Annotated in this window: 16 protein-coding genes; 7 read left to right on the top strand and 9 right to left on the bottom strand. The window is 69.4% G+C overall.

The genetic code is table 11. The annotated features are described in order from the left end of the window. Positions 1-104: 104 nt before the first annotated feature. The 4 genes from qcrB to ctaE all read right to left on the bottom strand — a co-directional run bounded on the left by qcrB (position 105) and on the right by ctaE (position 4,368). Positions 105-1,712 carry a cytochrome bc1 complex cytochrome b subunit gene (qcrB, locus tag K228_RS0103800; protein WP_025617215.1) on the bottom strand — a complete coding sequence of 536 codons (1,608 nt, stop codon included), beginning with the start codon at positions 1,710-1,712 and terminating at the stop codon, positions 105-107. Further along, positions 1,709-2,794, bottom strand: a complete 1,086-nt coding sequence (qcrA, locus tag K228_RS0103795) for a cytochrome bc1 complex Rieske iron-sulfur subunit (protein WP_025617214.1) — start codon at positions 2,792-2,794, stop codon at positions 1,709-1,711. The genes qcrB and qcrA overlap by 4 nt, the downstream gene beginning before the upstream one ends. A gap of 67 nt (positions 2,795-2,861) precedes the next feature. Next, entirely contained in the window at positions 2,862-3,695 is an 834-nt protein-coding gene (gene qcrC, locus K228_RS0103790) for a cytochrome bc1 complex diheme cytochrome c subunit (RefSeq protein ID WP_025617213.1), read from the bottom strand. A gap of 73 nt (positions 3,696-3,768) precedes the next feature. Then, entirely contained in the window at positions 3,769-4,368 is a 600-nt protein-coding gene (gene ctaE, locus K228_RS0103785; RefSeq protein WP_012014506.1) for an aa3-type cytochrome oxidase subunit III, read from the bottom strand. A 107-nt stretch (positions 4,369-4,475) separates the two neighbouring features. Here ctaE and K228_RS0103780 point away from each other — a divergent pair, with 107 nt between their 5' ends. The 3 genes from K228_RS0103780 (at position 4,476) to trpD (ending at position 7,071) form a co-directional block, all read left to right on the top strand. Further along, entirely contained in the window at positions 4,476-5,444 is a 969-nt protein-coding gene (locus K228_RS0103780; RefSeq protein WP_025617212.1) for a cytochrome c oxidase assembly protein, read from the top strand. Between the two features lie 91 nt (positions 5,445-5,535). Continuing rightward, positions 5,536-5,931 carry a response regulator gene (locus tag K228_RS0103775; RefSeq protein ID WP_018742902.1) on the top strand — a complete coding sequence of 132 codons (396 nt, stop codon included), beginning with the start codon at positions 5,536-5,538 and terminating at the stop codon, positions 5,929-5,931. A 78-nt stretch (positions 5,932-6,009) separates the two neighbouring features. Continuing rightward, entirely contained in the window at positions 6,010-7,071 is a 1,062-nt protein-coding gene (trpD, locus tag K228_RS0103770; RefSeq protein ID WP_025617211.1) for an anthranilate phosphoribosyltransferase, read from the top strand. Positions 7,072-7,292: 221 nt separating this feature from the next. Here the strand turns inward: trpD and K228_RS0103765 are convergent, their stop codons facing one another. Both K228_RS0103765 and ctaC read right to left on the bottom strand, forming a co-directional pair. Next, positions 7,293-7,718, bottom strand: a complete 426-nt coding sequence (locus K228_RS0103765; protein ID WP_025617210.1) for a cytochrome c oxidase subunit 4 — start codon at positions 7,716-7,718, stop codon at positions 7,293-7,295. Positions 7,719-7,728: 10 nt separating this feature from the next. Further along, positions 7,729-8,700 (bottom strand): aa3-type cytochrome oxidase subunit II, encoded by a 972-nt coding sequence (gene ctaC, locus K228_RS0103760; RefSeq protein ID WP_025617209.1) that lies wholly within the window; start codon positions 8,698-8,700, stop codon positions 7,729-7,731. 192 nt (positions 8,701-8,892) lie between these two features. Between ctaC and K228_RS0103755 the strand changes: the two genes are divergently transcribed. Continuing rightward, positions 8,893-10,044, top strand: a complete 1,152-nt coding sequence (locus K228_RS0103755) for a cysteine desulfurase family protein (protein ID WP_025617208.1) — start codon at positions 8,893-8,895, stop codon at positions 10,042-10,044. After that, a complete protein-coding gene (locus K228_RS0103750; RefSeq protein WP_025617207.1) occupies positions 10,041-10,271 on the top strand; it encodes a sulfurtransferase TusA family protein in 231 nt (76 codons plus the stop codon). Before K228_RS0103755 ends, K228_RS0103750 begins: the two co-directional genes overlap by 4 nt. Positions 10,272-10,305: 34 nt before the next feature. Here K228_RS0103750 and K228_RS0103745 read toward each other — a convergent pair whose 3' ends face one another. From K228_RS0103745 to K228_RS0103735, 3 genes are all read right to left on the bottom strand, one after another. After that, a complete protein-coding gene (locus K228_RS0103745; RefSeq protein ID WP_025617206.1) occupies positions 10,306-11,283 on the bottom strand; it encodes a carbohydrate kinase family protein in 978 nt (325 codons plus the stop codon). Positions 11,284-11,438: 155 nt separating this feature from the next. After that, the gene (gene erpA, locus K228_RS0103740) at positions 11,439-11,801 is read right to left on the bottom strand and encodes an iron-sulfur cluster insertion protein ErpA (protein WP_018216456.1); all 363 of its coding nucleotides are present in this window, start codon (positions 11,799-11,801) and stop codon (positions 11,439-11,441) included. 137 nt (positions 11,802-11,938) lie between these two features. Next, positions 11,939-13,075, bottom strand: coding sequence for a glycerate kinase family protein (locus K228_RS0103735; protein WP_025617205.1), 1,137 nt, complete (start codon positions 13,073-13,075; stop codon positions 11,939-11,941). A 66-nt stretch (positions 13,076-13,141) separates the two neighbouring features. Between K228_RS0103735 and nadA the strand changes: the two genes are divergently transcribed. Continuing rightward, positions 13,142-14,344 carry a quinolinate synthase NadA gene (nadA, locus tag K228_RS0103730; RefSeq protein WP_025617204.1) on the top strand — a complete coding sequence of 401 codons (1,203 nt, stop codon included), beginning with the start codon at positions 13,142-13,144 and terminating at the stop codon, positions 14,342-14,344. A 115-nt stretch (positions 14,345-14,459) separates the two neighbouring features. Then, positions 14,460-15,908 (top strand): UDP-N-acetylglucosamine 1-carboxyvinyltransferase, encoded by a 1,449-nt coding sequence (gene murA, locus K228_RS0103725; protein ID WP_025617203.1) that lies wholly within the window; start codon positions 14,460-14,462, stop codon positions 15,906-15,908. Positions 15,909-15,936: the final 28 nt, after the last annotated feature.

Below are 15,936 nucleotides of genomic sequence, written 5' to 3'. Positions count from 1 at the left end.
GCTGGCCGGGGTTATTCCTCTGTCTCAGCCAGGTATGCCCAACAGGCGTGGCGCCCGCCGGAGTTCTCCGGCGGGCGCCACGTGCGGTTACGTCGCGGGTGAGGTCAGCGGCGCTCGCCGCTGGCGATCTCCGAACGCTCGGTGTCCGAATCGACCGAGGGTGCCGGCGACACCGGCGCCTCGGCGGGCTTCTCGATCGGGTAGAAGAAGCCGCGGATCGCCGGGCCGAGCGCACCGAGCCGGTTCATCTTCTTCGGCACCACCCAGCCGACGTACTCCAGTTCGCCATCCTCACGGTGGAGCGGCTGGTGCACCTCGACGAACCGGCCGTCCGGCAGCCGCCGGATGATGCCGGTCTCGACCCCGTGCGCCAAAACCTCCCGGTCGTGCTGCTGCAGACCCAGACAGATCCGGTAGGTGACGAAGTACGCCAGCGGCGGAAGGAGCAGCAGACCGATCCGACCACCCCAGGTCATCGCGTTCAGGCTGATGTTGAACTTGTCGGCGATGACGTCGTTCGCCCCGGAGAGCGCCAGCACCAGGTAGAAGGTGACGGCCATGGCGCCCAGCCCGCTACGCGCCGGAACGTCCCGCGGCCGCTGGAGCAGGTTGTGGTGGCGGTAGTCCTTGAGGCGCCGGGCCTCAATGAACGGATAGAGCACGGACATACCCACCAGCACCCCGGGCAACACGACCGTTGGCCAGAACAGCGGCGGGATGACGTACCCGTCGCCGATCGGAATGTAGATCTCCCAGGCGGGCATCAGCCGGGTGGAGCCGTCGAGGAACATGACGTACCAGTCGGGCTGGCTGGCGGCCGACACCACCCACGCCTCGTACGGCCCGAACAACCAGATCGGGTTGATCTGGAACAGGCCGGCCATCAGCGCGATCACACCGAAGACGACCATGAAGAAGCCGCCCTGCTTCAACGCGTACCGCGGGAACATCCGCTCGCCGACCACGTTGTCGTTGGTCCGACCGGGGCCGGGCCACTGGGTGTGCTTCTGCTTGAAGACCAGCCCCAGGTGGGCGCCGATCAGGGCGAGCAGCAGGCCGGGGATGAGCAGTACGTGCGCGATGTAGAACCGGCTGATGATGATCGTTCCGGGGAACTCGCCGTCGAAGATCGAGGACGTGAGCCAGGAGCCGATCACCGGAATCGACAACATGATGCCGGAGGCGATCCGGAGCCCGGTGCCGGAGAGGCCGTCGTCCGGCAGGGAGTAGCCGGTGAAACCGGCCAGGAAGCCGACCCAGAACAGCAGCGAGCCGATGATCCAGTTGGCCTCGCGCGGCTTGCGGAACGCGCCGGTGAAGAAGACCCGCAGCATGTGCACCACGATCGCGGCCATAAACAGCAGGGCCGCCCAGTGGTGCATCTGCCGCATGATCAGGCCGCCCCGGACGTCGAACGTAATGTCCAGACTGGAGGCGTACGCGGCGGACATCGGCGTGCCCCGCAGCGGGGCGTAGCTGCCGTTGTAGATCACCTCGGTCATCGCCGGCTCGAAGAAGAAGGTCAAGAAGACCCCGGTGAGCAGCAGGACGATGAACGAGAAGAGCGCGATCTCACCCAGCAGGAAGGACCAGTGGTCCGGGAAGACCTTGTTCAGCAGCCGACGGAGCGGGGTGGCCACCTGAAAGCGGTCGTCTACTCCCCGGGCCACATTCCCCGGGACGGCTGCCATCTCAAACTTGCGCCGCTTCACGGCCGCTCCCAGAAGTCGGGCCCGACGGTCTCGGTGTAGTCGGACGTGGCCACGAAGTAACCCTCGTCGTCAACGACGATCGGCAACTGCGGCAGCCGACGGCTGGCGGGACCGAAGATGGGCTTCGCGTTGTCGGTGATCAGGAACTGCGACTGGTGACACGGGCAGAGCAGCCGGTTGGTCTGCTGTTCGTAGAGGCTGGCCGGGCAGCCAGCGTGCGTGCAGATCTTCGAGTAGGCGGCGAAGTTGCCCCACATGAAGTCGTCGTGGCCGATCCGCACGTTGGCCTCGCGGGCCTCCTGCGCATCCGCGTCCCGAAGGTGGATCAACAACGCCGGCGAGTCTGCGTACTTGTTACTCACCCCGTGGTCGATGCCGGGGAAGACGGTGATCTGGCCACCAGCGCTGATGTCCGCCGGGCGGATCGGACGGCCGTCCTCACGGACCAGCCGGACCTTCTGCCCGCCCTCGGTGGGCGCGAAACCCGTGGTGAACATCTGGTTGTTCTTGTGCGGCTGCGAGATCAGCCCTCCCACCAGCGGCGCCGCGGCCACCGCGCCGACCGGCGCGAGACCGGCCAGCAGCGAGACGCCCAGCAACGGCCGGCGCTTCACGCCCAGCTCGTCGGCCATGTAGAGCATCGTCTGCGCGGTGACGGTGCGGTCCCGCTCGTTGACCTCGCCCTCATGCCGGTCCTGGACCGAGACCTCCTTGGGCAGCAGCTTCTTGCCCCAGGTGAGAATGCCGAAGCCGATACCGAGCAGGGAGATACCCAGGGTGACACCGAGCAGCGGCGTGTACCACTTGTCGCCGCCGTAGCCCAGCTCGTACTCCCAGGGCCACCAGATGTAGATCGCCAGGAAGGCGGTCGCGGAGGCGCCGGTCAGCAGGAAGAACAGGGCGACCGTACGGCTCAGGCGTCGCTCGGCCTTGCTACCCGGCACGACCTGCGGCTCGTAGTGGACGATCTGGATGTCGTCCTCACGGGCGCCCGCACGGACGATGTCGAACCGACTGAGATCCGGATCGTCCAGGTCGACCGGCTGGTCGCCGCCCGCGTTTCCAGGGTGGGTGGTGGTCATGCCGTCACCTCGCTGTGGGCGGTGCCGACCCGCGACACCGGCGCAATGTTGGTCTGGAACCGCCCGGTCACGACTTACCCGCAATCCACAGGGTGGTAAAGACCAGCGCGACGATGCCGACCAGGAAGATCGCCAGCCCCTCGGTCGAGGGACCGTAGCGGCCGAGGTTGAAGCCGCCCGGATCCTGGTTGTGGTTCAGGGTCTCCTGGATGTAGGCGATGATGTCCGCCTTCTGCTCGGGCGTGATCTGGTTGTCCCCGAACACCGGCATGTTCTGCGGACCACTGAGCATCGCGGCGTAGATCTGCCGATCGGTGGCGGGCTTCAGGGTCGGCGCGTACTTACCCGAGGAGAGGGCGCCACCGCCACCGCCGAAGGCGTGGCACTGCGAGCAGTTGATCCGGAACAGCTCACCACCGGCGGCGAGGTTGCCGTCCTTGTGGAGATCCTCGCCGGCCGGCACCTCCGGGCCGCCGCCAAGCTCCTGGATGTACTGCCCGAGCTGACGGATCTCATCGTCGTTGAAGACCGGAGGCTTGCGGGGCGCCTGGGCCTCCTGCCGGACCATCGGCATGCGACCGGTGCCCACCTGGAACTCGACCGAGGCGGAGCCAACGCCGACCAGGCTCGGGCCACGCCCCTCGACGCCCTGCGCGTTGCGACCGTGGCAGCTCACACAGCTTTGGTTGAACAGCGCCTTGCCGTCCGTGGCGGCGCTGGACATCGGTGTGTCCTGCGCCTGCACGCTGGGGGCGAAAGCCGTGTAGGCACCGCCAGCCAGCATCAGCGCTGCCAGCAGCCGGACCGCGGCACCCAGCCGGCGGCGGCCCCTGCTGCGCGCCGCGGGCCGCCCGCGCAGCCGCGCGAGCAGACCGCGTCGGCGGTCGTTGTCAGAAGTCATGACCTGTGTCCTTAACCGGTTGGACCTTGCCTGAGGGGACGAAGCAGCGGCGCGATTCGGGGCCGCGCCAAGATCACTGAAGCCAGTAGATCATGGCGTAGAGCGCGATCCACACCACATCGACGAAGTGCCAGTAGTACGAAACCACGATCGCCGATGTCGCCTGCGCCGGCGTGAACCGACCCATGGTGGTACGAATCATGAAGATGACGAAGGCGACCAGACCGCCTGCCACGTGGAGGCCGTGGAAGCCGGTGGTGAGGTAGAACATCGACCCATAGCCGTCTTCGTTGATCTTGATGCCCTCGTGGATCAGCTCCCGGTACTCGTTCAGCTGGCCGAGTACGAAGATCAGTCCCATCACGAAGGTGATCGTGAACCAGCGCCGCAGGGCGTGCACGTCCCCCTTCTCCGCGGCGAACACGCCGATCTGGCAGGTCACCGACGAGAGCACCAAAATCACCGTGAACGTCGTCGCGTACGGAACATTCAGGTGCGGAGTGTGCTCCGCCCACTGCTCCGGCGCCGCAGCACGGATCGAGAAGTACATCGCGAACAGCGCCGCGAAGAACATGAGTTCACTGGAGAGCCACACGATCGTCCCGACGCTGACCATGTTGGGTCGCGTCAGGGAGTGGATCCGGCTCTTGTCAATCGCTGGGGCCGCAGTCACGCGGTCATTATTGCCGTTAAGCGAGGCCGGCGATCAGCGGGGGCCCAAACCGGTGCTCCGGGCAGCCCGATCGGGGGGGTCCGATTAGCCTCACCTAGGGTGAAAACGTGCAGCGCGTCGATCCAGTCTCCATTGCTACCGAAGTCGCCGCACCGGCCGCGACCTCGGTCGCCGCACCGGCGGCACCCGCGGCTATCCCACCGCCATTCACCCTCACGTCGATCTTCACCGAGGTGCAGCCAGTCAGCTGGATCGCCGTCGGCTTGGTGCTCGCAGCTGGACTCTACCTCTACGGCGTCCGCCGGCTCCGGGTGCGCGGCGACCGTTGGCCGGCGGCCCGAACGCTGCTCTTCCTCGGCCCCGGCCTCGGCGGCATCGCCATGGTGACCCTCAGCGGGCTGGCGGCCTACGACACGACGCTGCTGTCGGTCTACCTGACGCAGCACCTGGTGCTCTCCATGGTGGCACCGATCTTCCTGGCCCTGGGCGCCCCGATCACGCTGGCGCTACAGGCATTGCCACAACGCCCTGGCGAGCGGCTGCGGACGCTCGTACACAGCCGGGTTGTCCGGCTCGGCAGCTATCCCCTGGGCGCCTTCGCGGTCTTCATGGTCACCCCGTTCGCCCTCTACTTCACCGACCTCTACCGCTACACGCTCGAACACGCGTGGGCACACGAGTTGGTCCACGCACACGTCCTCCTGGTCGGGTGTGTCTTCTTCTGGCCGCTGCTCGGGCTCGACCCGCAGCCCCACCGCTGGCCCTACCCGGGCCGGGCGCTGCTGATGCTGCTCTCCGTGCCGTTCTACACCGTGCTCGGGCTCACCATCATGCAGTCGACCGCCCTCTTTGGTGGCGACTGGCACTCCTCGCTGGGTCTGACCTGGGCCGACCCGTGGGAGGACCAGGTGATCGCCGGTGGCATCCTCTGGGGCGGCGGTGAGCTCGTCAGCGTCACCATGCTGGCGGTGCTGGTCGCGCGATGGATGCGCCAGGCCGAACGGGAGGCCCGCCGGATCGACCGCGAGCTGGACCGCCAGGAGGCCGAACAGCGGGCCAGCTCGGCGGTGGGCTGACTGCCGGGCTGGGGAGCACCGCCCGCGGAAGCCCTACCGGGTACAACCGGTACGATCGGCAGATAGCTACGAGGTGGGAGCCAGTTAAGCAATGAGCGATCGTCGGTGCACTGTCCTGCTCTACAGTGACGACCCACAGGTCCGGGATCGGATGCGACTCGCCGTCGGCACCCGACCCGCACCCGGCCTCAAGGTTGAGTTCGTCGACGCGTCCGACTACGCCGAGTGCATCCGGCTGGTTGACGACTACGAAATTGATCTCCTACTCCTGGACGGCGAGGCCCACCCCGGCGGCGGCCTCGGCATCGCCCGGCAGATCAAGGACGACCGGGCCGACGCCCCGCCCACCTGCGTGGTGCTCGCTCGCGCCGCCGACCGATGGCTCGCCGCCTACGCCGAGGTTGACGCCACCCTGGTGCATCCGCTCGATCCGGTAACCACCGGCACGACCGTTGCCGAAGTGCTGCGGACCCACGCACCGACCTGACGTCCCCACTCCGGCACCGCCTCGGCGCCGGATCCGCCGGCGCCGGATCCTAACCCCTGGACCGCTCGGGAGGCCCCCATGGGCGAACGGACCTGGCCGCACCTGCTAGCCGCGCTGCTGCGCGGGGACGAACTATCCACCGCCGACACTGCCTGGGCGATGGGTGAGATCATGTCCGGATCGGCGGGCCCGGCGCAGGTCGCCGGCTTCGCCGTCGCGCTGCGGGCCAAGGGTGAGACCCCCGCCGAGCTATCCGGCCTGGTCGAGGCGATGCTCACCCACGCCGTTCCGGTCGACCTGCCCGCGGAGCTGCGCGCAACCGCCGTGGATGTGGTGGGCACCGGTGGCGATCTCGCGCACACCGTGAACATCTCCACCATGGCCTCCCTGGTGGTCGCCGGCGCCGGCGTACGGGTGGTCAAGCACGGCAACCGAGCCGCCTCCTCGTCCTGCGGCACCGCGGACGTGCTGGAGTTCCTCGGTCTGCCGCTGGACCTCGACCCCGAGGCGGTGGCGACCTGCGTCGCCGAGGCGGGAATCGGCTTCTGCTTCGCCGCCCGGTTCCACCCCGGGATGCGCCACGCTGGCCCGGTCCGTCGGGAGCTGGGCGTACCAACCGCCTTCAACTTCCTCGGCCCGCTCACCAACCCGGCTCGTCCCCGCGCCGGCGCAGTCGGCTGCTTCGACGCTCGGATGGCGCCGGTCATGGCCGCGGTCTTCGCCGCCCGCGGTGACTCGGCGCTCGTCCTGCGCGGCGAGGACGGACTCGACGAGTTCACCACCGCCGCCCCCACCCGCGTCTGGGCGGCGCAGGGCGGCACGGTCTCCGAGGCGCTGCTCGACGCGACCGACCTTGGGATACCCCGGGCCACCCTCGCCGACCTACGCGGCGGTGACGTCGCCTACAACGCCGACGTGGTACGCCGCCTGCTGGCCGGGGAGACCGGGCCGGTGCGAGACGCGGTACTGGTCAACGCCGCCGCGGCGCTCGCCACCCAGGGGCCCCTGGACACGGACCTGACCGAGGCGCTGCGGGCCGGCCTACTCCGCGCCGCCGATTCGATCGACTCCGGCGCCGCGGCCCGGACTCTGGACCGCTGGATCGAGGTCGCCCAGACCGTGCGGCCGGCGACCGTCTGAGCCAACGCCAGCCGGTCTGAGCCAACGCCAGACCGGCTCGGCCAACGGCGAACCGGCTCAGCCAACGCCGGACCGCCGGGAAGGGTCCGCTGGCCACCGGAGCATGTCGGACAGGCCGCAACGATCAACCGTCGCGGCGGTCTCCTGCCCACATCGCGATCAGCATCCACACGGCGAACGGCCCGCTCCCGGCAGGGAGCGGGCCGTTCAACTGGTCGTGATCAGTGCTCGGCGGTCCGCCGGGTACCGCTGTAGTACTCGAAGAGCAGGCCACAGGCGGCGAAGACGACCGCTACCAGGCCGACAGCCAGCAGCCAGAGCTGCCAGAACACGAGGCCGAGACCGGCGATCGTGGCCGCCAGTGCGATACCGAACGGCCAGTAGCTGCCCGGGCTGAAGAAGCCAACCTCACCCGCGCCATCAGCGATCTCCGCGTCGGGCCGGTCCTCGGGCCGCAGATCGATCCGCCGGGCGACGAACCAGAAGAAGCCACCGCACATCAGGCAGAGCGCGAAGCTCAACAGCAGGGCGATGGTGCCGACCCATTCAATCTGGCCGCCGTCGCCGTAGGTCCAGCCCCCGTAGAGCGCCGTGGCAAAGAGCAGGAACCCGGCGATGAGGAGGAAGATGCGCCACTCGGTCTTCATGCCTGCTCCCTCAGTTACCCGAACCGCTAGCCGACTTGTCGGGGTTGAAGTTCGCCTCGGTGCGTCGCGTGTCGAACGGCTCGGTGGTCGTCGCGTACGGATCTTCACCGATCGCGGTCAACGCCTCCTGCGTAGACCGTCCATCCTGCTTGGCGGCGAGGAACTGGTCGTACTTCTCCGGCGTGACAACCCGCAGCTCGAAGTTCATGAAGGCGTGGTAGGTGCCGCACAGCTCGGCGCAGCGGCCCACGTACGCACCCTCGCCCTCGAGCTTGGAGACCTCGAAGACATTGCGAATGCTGCCGGGGAAGACATCACGCTTGAACAACATCTCCGGCACCCAGAACGAGTGGATGACGTCGCGGCTGGTCTCCTCGAAGCGGATCGACCGGTCCGAGGGCAACACCAGGATCGGGATGACCTCGCTGGTGCCGAGGACCGAAGCGACCGTGTTGGCCTCCACGCCCTGGCCGTCGCGGTAGTTGAACTGCCAGTTCCACTTGAAGGCGACCACCTCGACGGTGACGTCCGGGTCCCGGGAGGTCTTCCCCACATCGGTCTGCACGATCGCCGTGTAGTAGAAGAGCACGGAGACGATCAGAATCGGGGCGATGGTGTAGAGGAACTCCATCGGCAGGTTGTAGCGAGTCTGCACCGGCAGCTCGTTACCCCGCTTCCGGTAGCGCACCACGCACCAGAAGATGAGGCCCCACACGAACACGCCGACCGCGAGCGCCGCGATGCACGAGGCGATCCACAGGTCGTACATCCGGTTCGCCTCGGGGGTGATGCCGCCCTGCGGCCAGCCGAAGCCGCCGAACGCGGCGCCGACATCGCAGCCCGTGAGCAGGACCAGCAGTGCCGCTCCGCCGAGACCGAGCCCAGCCAGCCGGCCGGCACCCCGCACCCGGCGCCCACCGGCTCCCGAGTAAGGGCTGTGCCGTACGGCCGACGGCCGTACCTCCGAACTCCTTGCGACCACCTGGTCCTGCCTCCCTAGCGCGCCGCCGTCATCTGTTCTGCCGGCCTCCGCCGGTGGAGCTACAACACCGGCGGCAAAGGGGTCACCGACGGTCGCAGATTACTCGACCAGGACCGGCTGGACCCGATTGGGGTGGTTGTCCGCCCCCATCGGGGTGATCACGGGACAGGGGAGACGATATCGTGGAGTTCCGTGAACGCCTCTCCGGTCTACCTGGACGCCGCCTCCGCCGCGCCGCTGCACCCCGTCGCCCGACAGGCGCTGCTGGCCGCCCTCGACGACGGCTGGGCAGACCCAGAACGGCTCTACGCCCCGGCGCGGCGTGCGCGTCAGCTCCTGGACGCGGCGCGGGAGGCCGCCGCGGCCACGCTCGGCGTCCGACCGGACGAGCTCTCCTTCACCCCGAGCGGCACCGCAGCCGCGCACTCAGCCGTCCTCGGCGGGCTCGCCGGACGACGCCGGTTCGGGTCCGGCCTGGTGCACTCCGCGATCGAACACTCGGCGGTGCTGCACTCCGCCGAGCGACACGTGGCTGGCGGCGGTACGGCGACATCGATCCCGGTCGACCGGCTCGGCCGGATCGATCTGGACGCCTGGTCAGTGGCGGTCAGGACGCCCGGCACCGCGCTCGCCGCCCTGATCGCCGCGAGTCACGAGGTGGGCACCGTACAGCCGGTTGCCGAAGCCGGTGCCGCCTGCGCCGCCGCCGGAGTGCCGCTCTACGTTGACGCGGCGCAGGTGGTCGGGCACGCACCGGTGCCGGCAGGCTGGTCGGTGCTGACCGCGAGCGCCCACAAGTGGGGCGGACCGCCGGGGGTCGGACTGCTGGTGGTCCGCAAGGGCACCCGCTGGGAGTCGCCGTGGCCGATGGACGAACGCGAGGCAGGGCGGACCCCGGGGGTGGTGAACCTACCGGCGGTCGTCGCCGCGGCGGCGAGTCTGCGCGCGGCGGCGGCCGACGCGGCGGCGCGGGGGGACCGACTCGCCCGCCTGGTGGACCGGATCCGAGTCCGGGTGGCGACCGAGGTGCCGGATGTGGAGGTGGTCGGTGATCCAGAAGATCGACTTCCGCACCTGGTGACCTTCTCCTGCCTGTACGTCGATGGTGAGGCGCTGCTACACGCGTTGGACCGGCGCGGCTTCGCCGTCTCCTCCGGCTCGTCGTGCACCTCGTCAACGCTGCGCCCGTCGCACGTGCTGGCGGCGATGGGAGTGTTGTCACACGGCAATGTTCGGGTCTCGCTGCACCAGGACACGACCGAGGCCGACGTGGAGCGGTTCCTGACCGAGCTGCCGGGGATCGTGAGCGCGTTGCGGGCCGAGGCGGGGGTGGTGGGGCTGTGATCGCGCCCGAGGTACTCGACTGCCGGGGGCAGCGCTGCCCGCTACCGGTGATCGCACTGGCCCGCCGCCTGCCCGAGCTGCCGGTGGGCGCCCTCGTCCGGGTGCTGGCCGACGATCCGGCCGCCGCGGTGGACCTGCCCGCCTGGTGTCGGCTTCGAGGTCAGGAGTTCGTGGGCCGGGTGGACGGTCCCGACGGCCCGGGATTCGACGTTCGCCGCCGGCACTGACCCCCGGGGCCCGGAGGTCAGTGCCGGCGTGAGATCACGGCACCAGGTGCGGGCGGACCTCTTCGGCTGCCGCGTCGCCGTAGGACTCGGCGAGCCGCTTGATGAAAAGGTCCCTGCGGAGCTGGTACTCCTGGGTGCCGACCGTCTCCAGCACAAGGGTGGCCAGCAACGAGCCGACCTGGGCGGCCCGCTCCAGCCCAAGATCCCAGGAGAGCGCGGCAAAGAAGCCGGCCCGGAACCCGTCGCCGACTCCGGTCGGGTCAACGGCGCGCATTTCCCGGGCAATCGGCACGTGGATCGGGTCGATGTCCCGTCCGGCGATCTCCACACCCTGCTTGCCCAGGGTGGTTACCCGCACCTTGACCAGATCGAGCAGCTGCTCGTCGCTAAGGCCGGCCTTGCTCTGCAGCAGCGACTTCTCGTACTCGTTGGTCATCAGGTACTCGGCGCCCTCAACCAGCGCGACGACCTCCTCACCCGGCATCCGGGCAAGCTGCTGCGAGGGGTCGGCCGCGAACGCGTACCCCCGCTCCCGGCACTCGGCGGAGTGACGCAGCATCGCCTCCGGGTCGTTGGCGCCGACCAACACCAGGTCGAGGCCGCCGGCCCGCTGGGCGATCGGCTCCAGCTCGATGTTGCGCGCCTCGCTCATCGCCCCCGCGTAGAAGGAGGCGATCTGACACATCTCGGTGTCGGTGGTGCAGACGAAGCGGGCGGTGTGGGCGATCTCGCTCACGTGCACGGAATCGCAGTCAACGCCGTGCCGATCCAGCCAGGAACGGTAGTCGGCGAAGTCGGCACCCACCGCGCCCACCAGAACCGGGCGCAGGCCGAGCTGGCCCATGCCGAAGGCGATGTTGGCGGCCACCCCGCCCCGTCGTAGCACAAGGTCGTCCACCAGGAAGGAGAGCGACACCTTGTCGAGCTGGTCGGCGATGAACTGCTCGGCGAATCGGCCGGGGAAGCTCATCAGGTGGTCAGTCGCGATCGAGCCGGTCACGGCGATCTTCATGTCATCCCTTGGGGTGTCGGGAGCGGGGCGTCGGTCAGCCTACCGCTCCGGCTACCCCGAGGTAACCGTTCAGTTGAACCATCGGCAACTCCCGTACCACCCACCGGGGGGCCGGTCCCATGCTGGAAAACCGGGGCCGGCCCGCCGGTCGGCGGTCAGCTGAACGAGTCGCCGCAGGCGCAGGAGTTCCCCGCGTTCGGGTTGTCGATCGTGAAGCCCTGCGCGTCAATACGGTCGGCGAAGTCGATGGTGGCGCCGCCCAGGTAGGGGGCGCTCATCCGGTCGACGACGACCTCCACGCCGTCGAAGTCGGTGACGACGTCGCCGTCGAGGGACCGCTCGTCGAAGAAGAGCTGGTACCGCAGGCCGGAGCAGCCGCCCGGCTGCACCGCGACCCGGAGCCGCAGGTCGTCACGGCCCTCCTGCTCGATCAGAGCCTTGACCTTCTGGGCCGCGACGTCGGTGAGGATGACGGTCGTGGGGGCCTCGGTCGACTCGGTCTGCGCTGGCGTGGTCACGTGGAATCTCCCTGCACACGTAAGGTGTGGTCGTCGTGGCCAACACCGTCGGTCAACGATTCCCACTGCGGTCCGGCTTTCGATTGTAGGCCGCTCGCTACCGGGTCACCCAGGTGACGGGGGCCGCACCGGGCCGGTCAGCGACTCCACTGCCGGGCCAACCGGGCCGCCAGGGCCCGCAGCCCGTCGGCCGGCTGGCCGATCGCCGCCTCCACCCCGCCGTGTTCCGCCCCGCCGTAGTGCTCGACAAGGCTGTGCGCCTCGGTGACGCCCGCCGCGGCCGCCTCCCGCCGGCCCGCGCCCACCCGCCCCGCCAGCACCACGCACGGCACGCCCCGGTCCCGAGCCGCCCCGGCCACCCCAGCGACCACCTTGCCGCGCAGGGACTGCTGATCAAACGAACCCTCGCCGGTGATCACCAGATCGACGGTGTCCAGCGCGGTGTCCAGCCCGACCGCGCGGGCGACACGGCCGATCCCCGACTCGCACCGGCCGCCGAGGGCGAGCACCGCCGCACCCAGCCCACCGGCCGCCCCGCCACCGGGCAGAGTGCCCAGGCCACCGGGGCAGCCGGCCAAGTCCCGTTCGAGGACCGCGGCGAACCGCTCCAGCGCCGCGTCGAGCAGCAGCACGTCCGCCCGGTCGGCGCCTTTCTGCGGGCCGAAGACGTTGCTCGCACCATGCACCCCGAGTAGCGGGTTGTCCACGTCCGTGGCAGCGACCAGCCGGGCGTCCCGCAGCCGGGGCGCCCCGTCCAGCGCCGCGACGGCGGCCAGCGCCGCTCCCCCGTACGGCAGGGCCGCGCCGACGCCATCCAGCGGTGGTACGCCGAGGGCGGCGAGCAGGCCCGCACCGCCGTCATTGGTGGCCGAGCCCCCGAGCCCGATCACCACCTCGGAGGCGCCGCACTCGACGGCGGCGGCCACCAGCAGCCCCACTCCGTACGAGGTGGTGTGCCTCGGGTCGCGCTCGGTCGGGGCGAGCAGGTGCAGACCGCAGGCCTGAGCGCTCTCCACGTACCCGGTGCCGGCCCGGGTGAGCAGGATCTCAGCGGCCGCTGGACGGCCAAGGGGGTCGACGGTCGGTACCGGCACCCGATGGGCGTCCAGCGCCCCGGCCAACACGTCCAGAAACCCGGGGCCACCGTCGGCGAGGGGGTGCACGAGCAGGTCGTCGCCTGGTGCCACCGATCGCCAGCCGGCGGCCACGGCGGCGGCCACCGCCGGCGCCGACAGGGTGCCGGCGAACTTGTCCGGGCAGATCAGCACACGCATCCGAGCAGTGTGGCAGCACACACCGGCAGCGGTCGCAACGCGGCGGTGCTGTGGAACCATAGGGGCGTGACGTCGACCTGGGTTGAACCTTCCGCCACCGCCACCGCGCTCCTGCTGCTCGGTCGGGGCAGCGATCCGGCTTCCGAACGGGGAGTCGAGTGTCCTGGCGAACTGCCGGCACCGAGCGACCCCGAGCTGGTGGCCCGCGCGGCGGCGGCGAAGGCACAGCTGGGTGACCGGGTCTTCGTGCTGGGCCACCACTACCAACGCGACGAGGTAATCCAGTTCGCCGACGTGACCGGCGACTCGTTCAAGCTGGCCCGGGAGGCCGCGGCCCGGCCGAACGCGGAGTACGTCGTCTTCTGCGGCGTGCACTTCATGGCCGAGAGCGCCGACATCCTCACCACAAACCAGCAGCAGGTTGTCCTGCCCGACCTGGCCGCCGGTTGTTCGATGGCGGACATGGCGGCGCTTGGGCAGGTCGAGGCCGCCTGGGAGACCCTGGCCGACCTCGGCCTCACCGAAGGCACCGTCCCGGTCACCTACATGAACTCCTCGGCGGACATCAAGGGCTTCGTCGGACGTAACGGCGGCGTCGTCTGCACCTCGTCGAACGCCAAACGGGCGCTGGAGTGGGCGTATCAGCAGGGCCAGCGGGTACTCTTCCTCCCCGACCAGCACCTGGGCCGGAACACCGCCGTTCTGGAGCTGGGTTTCTCGCTGGACGACTGCGTACTGTACGACCCGCACAAGCCGAACGGTGGGCTCACCGCTGGGCAGCTACGCGACGCTCGGATGATTCTTTGGCGGGGGCACTGCTCAGTCCACGGCCGGTTCACCCTCGACAGCGTCAACGACGTACGCGAGCGGGTTCCGGGCGTCAACGTGCTGGTGCACCCCGAGTGCCGGCACGAGGTGGTCCGCGCTGCTGACTTCGTCGGATCCACGGAGTACATCATCAAGACGATCGAGGCGGCACCGGCCGGCTCGGCGTGGGCGGTGGGCACGGAGCTGAACCTGGTCCGCCGGCTGGCGCTGGCCAACCCGGACAAGCAGATCATGTTCCTGGACCGAGCGGTCTGCTACTGCTCGACGATGAACCGCATCGACCTGCCCCATCTGGTGTGGGCGCTGGAGGAGCTGGTCGCCGGCCGGGTGGTGAACCAGATCACGGTGGGTGCGGAGACGGCGCACCAGGCCCGGGTGGCGCTGGACCAGATGCTCGCCCTGCCGGGAGCGGAGAACCGGCCACCAAGCGGAGCGCGTTAACTGTCAGTAGTGACTCTGGTGCAAGAAGTGCCAGGACGCCGATAAATACCGCCAAGGGCGATCTGACCGAGTCCGCCTTCGTCACAGAGGGCTATGCTGCCCTGGGCGACGACACGTGGGTGTCCCGGTCACCGACCCCTGCCACCACGGATCGCAGGACATCCAACCCCACCGATACCCGGCACCACTCGACGCGCTGGAGGTTGCGTTGACCGATGACGTCCTGGTCGTACACGGAGGCACTCCGCTGGAAGGGCGAATTCGCGTACGCGGCGCGAAGAACCTCGTCTCCAAGGCGATGGTCGCCGCGCTGCTCGGAGACAGCCCGAGCCGGCTCTACGACCTACCGAAGATCCGTGACGTCGAGGTCGTCCGTGGCCTGCTCGGCGTACACGGGGTCAAGGTCACCGATGGCGACGAGGACGGCGCGCTGGTCCTCGACCCCGCCAACGTGGAGAGCGCCAGCACCGACCAAATCAACGTGCACGCCGGTTCGAGCCGGATCCCGATCCTGTTCTGCGGGCCACTGCTGCACCGACTTGGCCACGCCTTCATCCCCGACCTCGGCGGTTGCCACATCGGCCCCCGCCCGATCGACTTCCACCTCCAGGCGCTGCGCGAGTTCGGGGCGACCGTCGACAAGCAGCCGGAGGGCCTACACCTGTCGGCACCGAACGGCCTGCACGGCACGAAGTTCGCCCTGCCCTACCCGAGCGTCGGCGCCACCGAGCAGGTGCTGCTGACCGCGGTGATGGCCGAGGGCGTCACCGAGCTGCGCAACGCGGCGGTCGAGCCGGAGATCGTCGACCTGATCTGCGTCCTCCAGAAGATGGGCGCGATCATCAAGGTGCACACCGACCGGGTGATCGAGATCCAGGGCGTGCCGAAACTCCACGGCTACTCGCACCGCCCGATCTCGGACCGGATCGAGGCAGCCAGCTGGGCCGCCGCCGCGCTGGCCACCCGCGGCCACGTCGAGGTGCTGGGCGCGGAGCAGGCCGACATGATGACGTTCCTGAACATCTTCCGCTCGGTTGGCGGCGAGTACGAGGTCACCGACGCCCGCCCACCCCGGCTGAACGACCCTGGCCAGGAGGGCGGCATCCGCTTCTGGCACCCGGGCGGGGAGCTGAAGTCGGTGGCGTTGGAGACCGACGTACACCCGGGTTTCATGACCGACTGGCAGCAGCCACTGGTCGTGGCGCTGACCCAGGCCCGCGGCCTCTCGATCGTTCACGAAACGGTGTACGAACAGCGACTTGGTTACACCTCGGCACTGAACTCGATGGGTGCGAACATCCAGGTCTACCGCGACTGCCTGGGCGGCACGCCGTGTCGCTTCGGCCGGCGCAACTTCAAGCACTCGGCGGTCATCGCCGGGCCGAGCAAGCTGCACGCCGCCGATCTGGTTATCCCCGACCTGCGGGCCGGGTTCAGCCACCTGATCGCGGCACTCGCCGCCGAGGGCACCTCCCGGGTGTACGGCGTCGACCTCATCAACCGTGGTTACGAGGACTTCGAGGCGAAGCTCGCCGATCTGGGCGCGCACGTCGAGCGACCGTGACCCGTACCACCCCGGGCGGCGATGCCCG

The sequence above is a fragment of the Salinispora cortesiana genome, from assembly GCF_000484695.1.
Lineage (GTDB): Bacteria > Actinomycetota > Actinomycetes > Mycobacteriales > Micromonosporaceae > Micromonospora > Micromonospora cortesiana.
Note: the sequence above shows the minus strand (reverse complement) of the source record. Positions and strands in the feature narration are given on the sequence as shown.

Excerpts from the sequence above, each read along its gene's own strand:
- qcrA (WP_025617214.1), bottom strand. The coding sequence starts at position 2,794 with ATGACCACCACCCACCCTGGAAACGCGGGCGGCGACCAGCCGGTCGAC.
- qcrC (WP_025617213.1), bottom strand. The coding sequence starts at position 3,695 with ATGACTTCTGACAACGACCGCCGACGCGGTCTGCTCGCGCGGCTGCGC.
- K228_RS0103775 (WP_018742902.1), top strand. The coding sequence starts at position 5,536 with ATGAGCGATCGTCGGTGCACTGTCCTGCTCTACAGTGACGACCCACAG.
- trpD (WP_025617211.1), top strand. The coding sequence starts at position 6,010 with ATGGGCGAACGGACCTGGCCGCACCTGCTAGCCGCGCTGCTGCGCGGG.
- K228_RS0103765 (WP_025617210.1), bottom strand. The coding sequence starts at position 7,718 with ATGAAGACCGAGTGGCGCATCTTCCTCCTCATCGCCGGGTTCCTGCTC.
- K228_RS0103745 (WP_025617206.1), bottom strand. The coding sequence starts at position 11,283 with ATGAAGATCGCCGTGACCGGCTCGATCGCGACTGACCACCTGATGAGC.
- K228_RS0103735 (WP_025617205.1), bottom strand. The coding sequence starts at position 13,075 with ATGCGTGTGCTGATCTGCCCGGACAAGTTCGCCGGCACCCTGTCGGCG.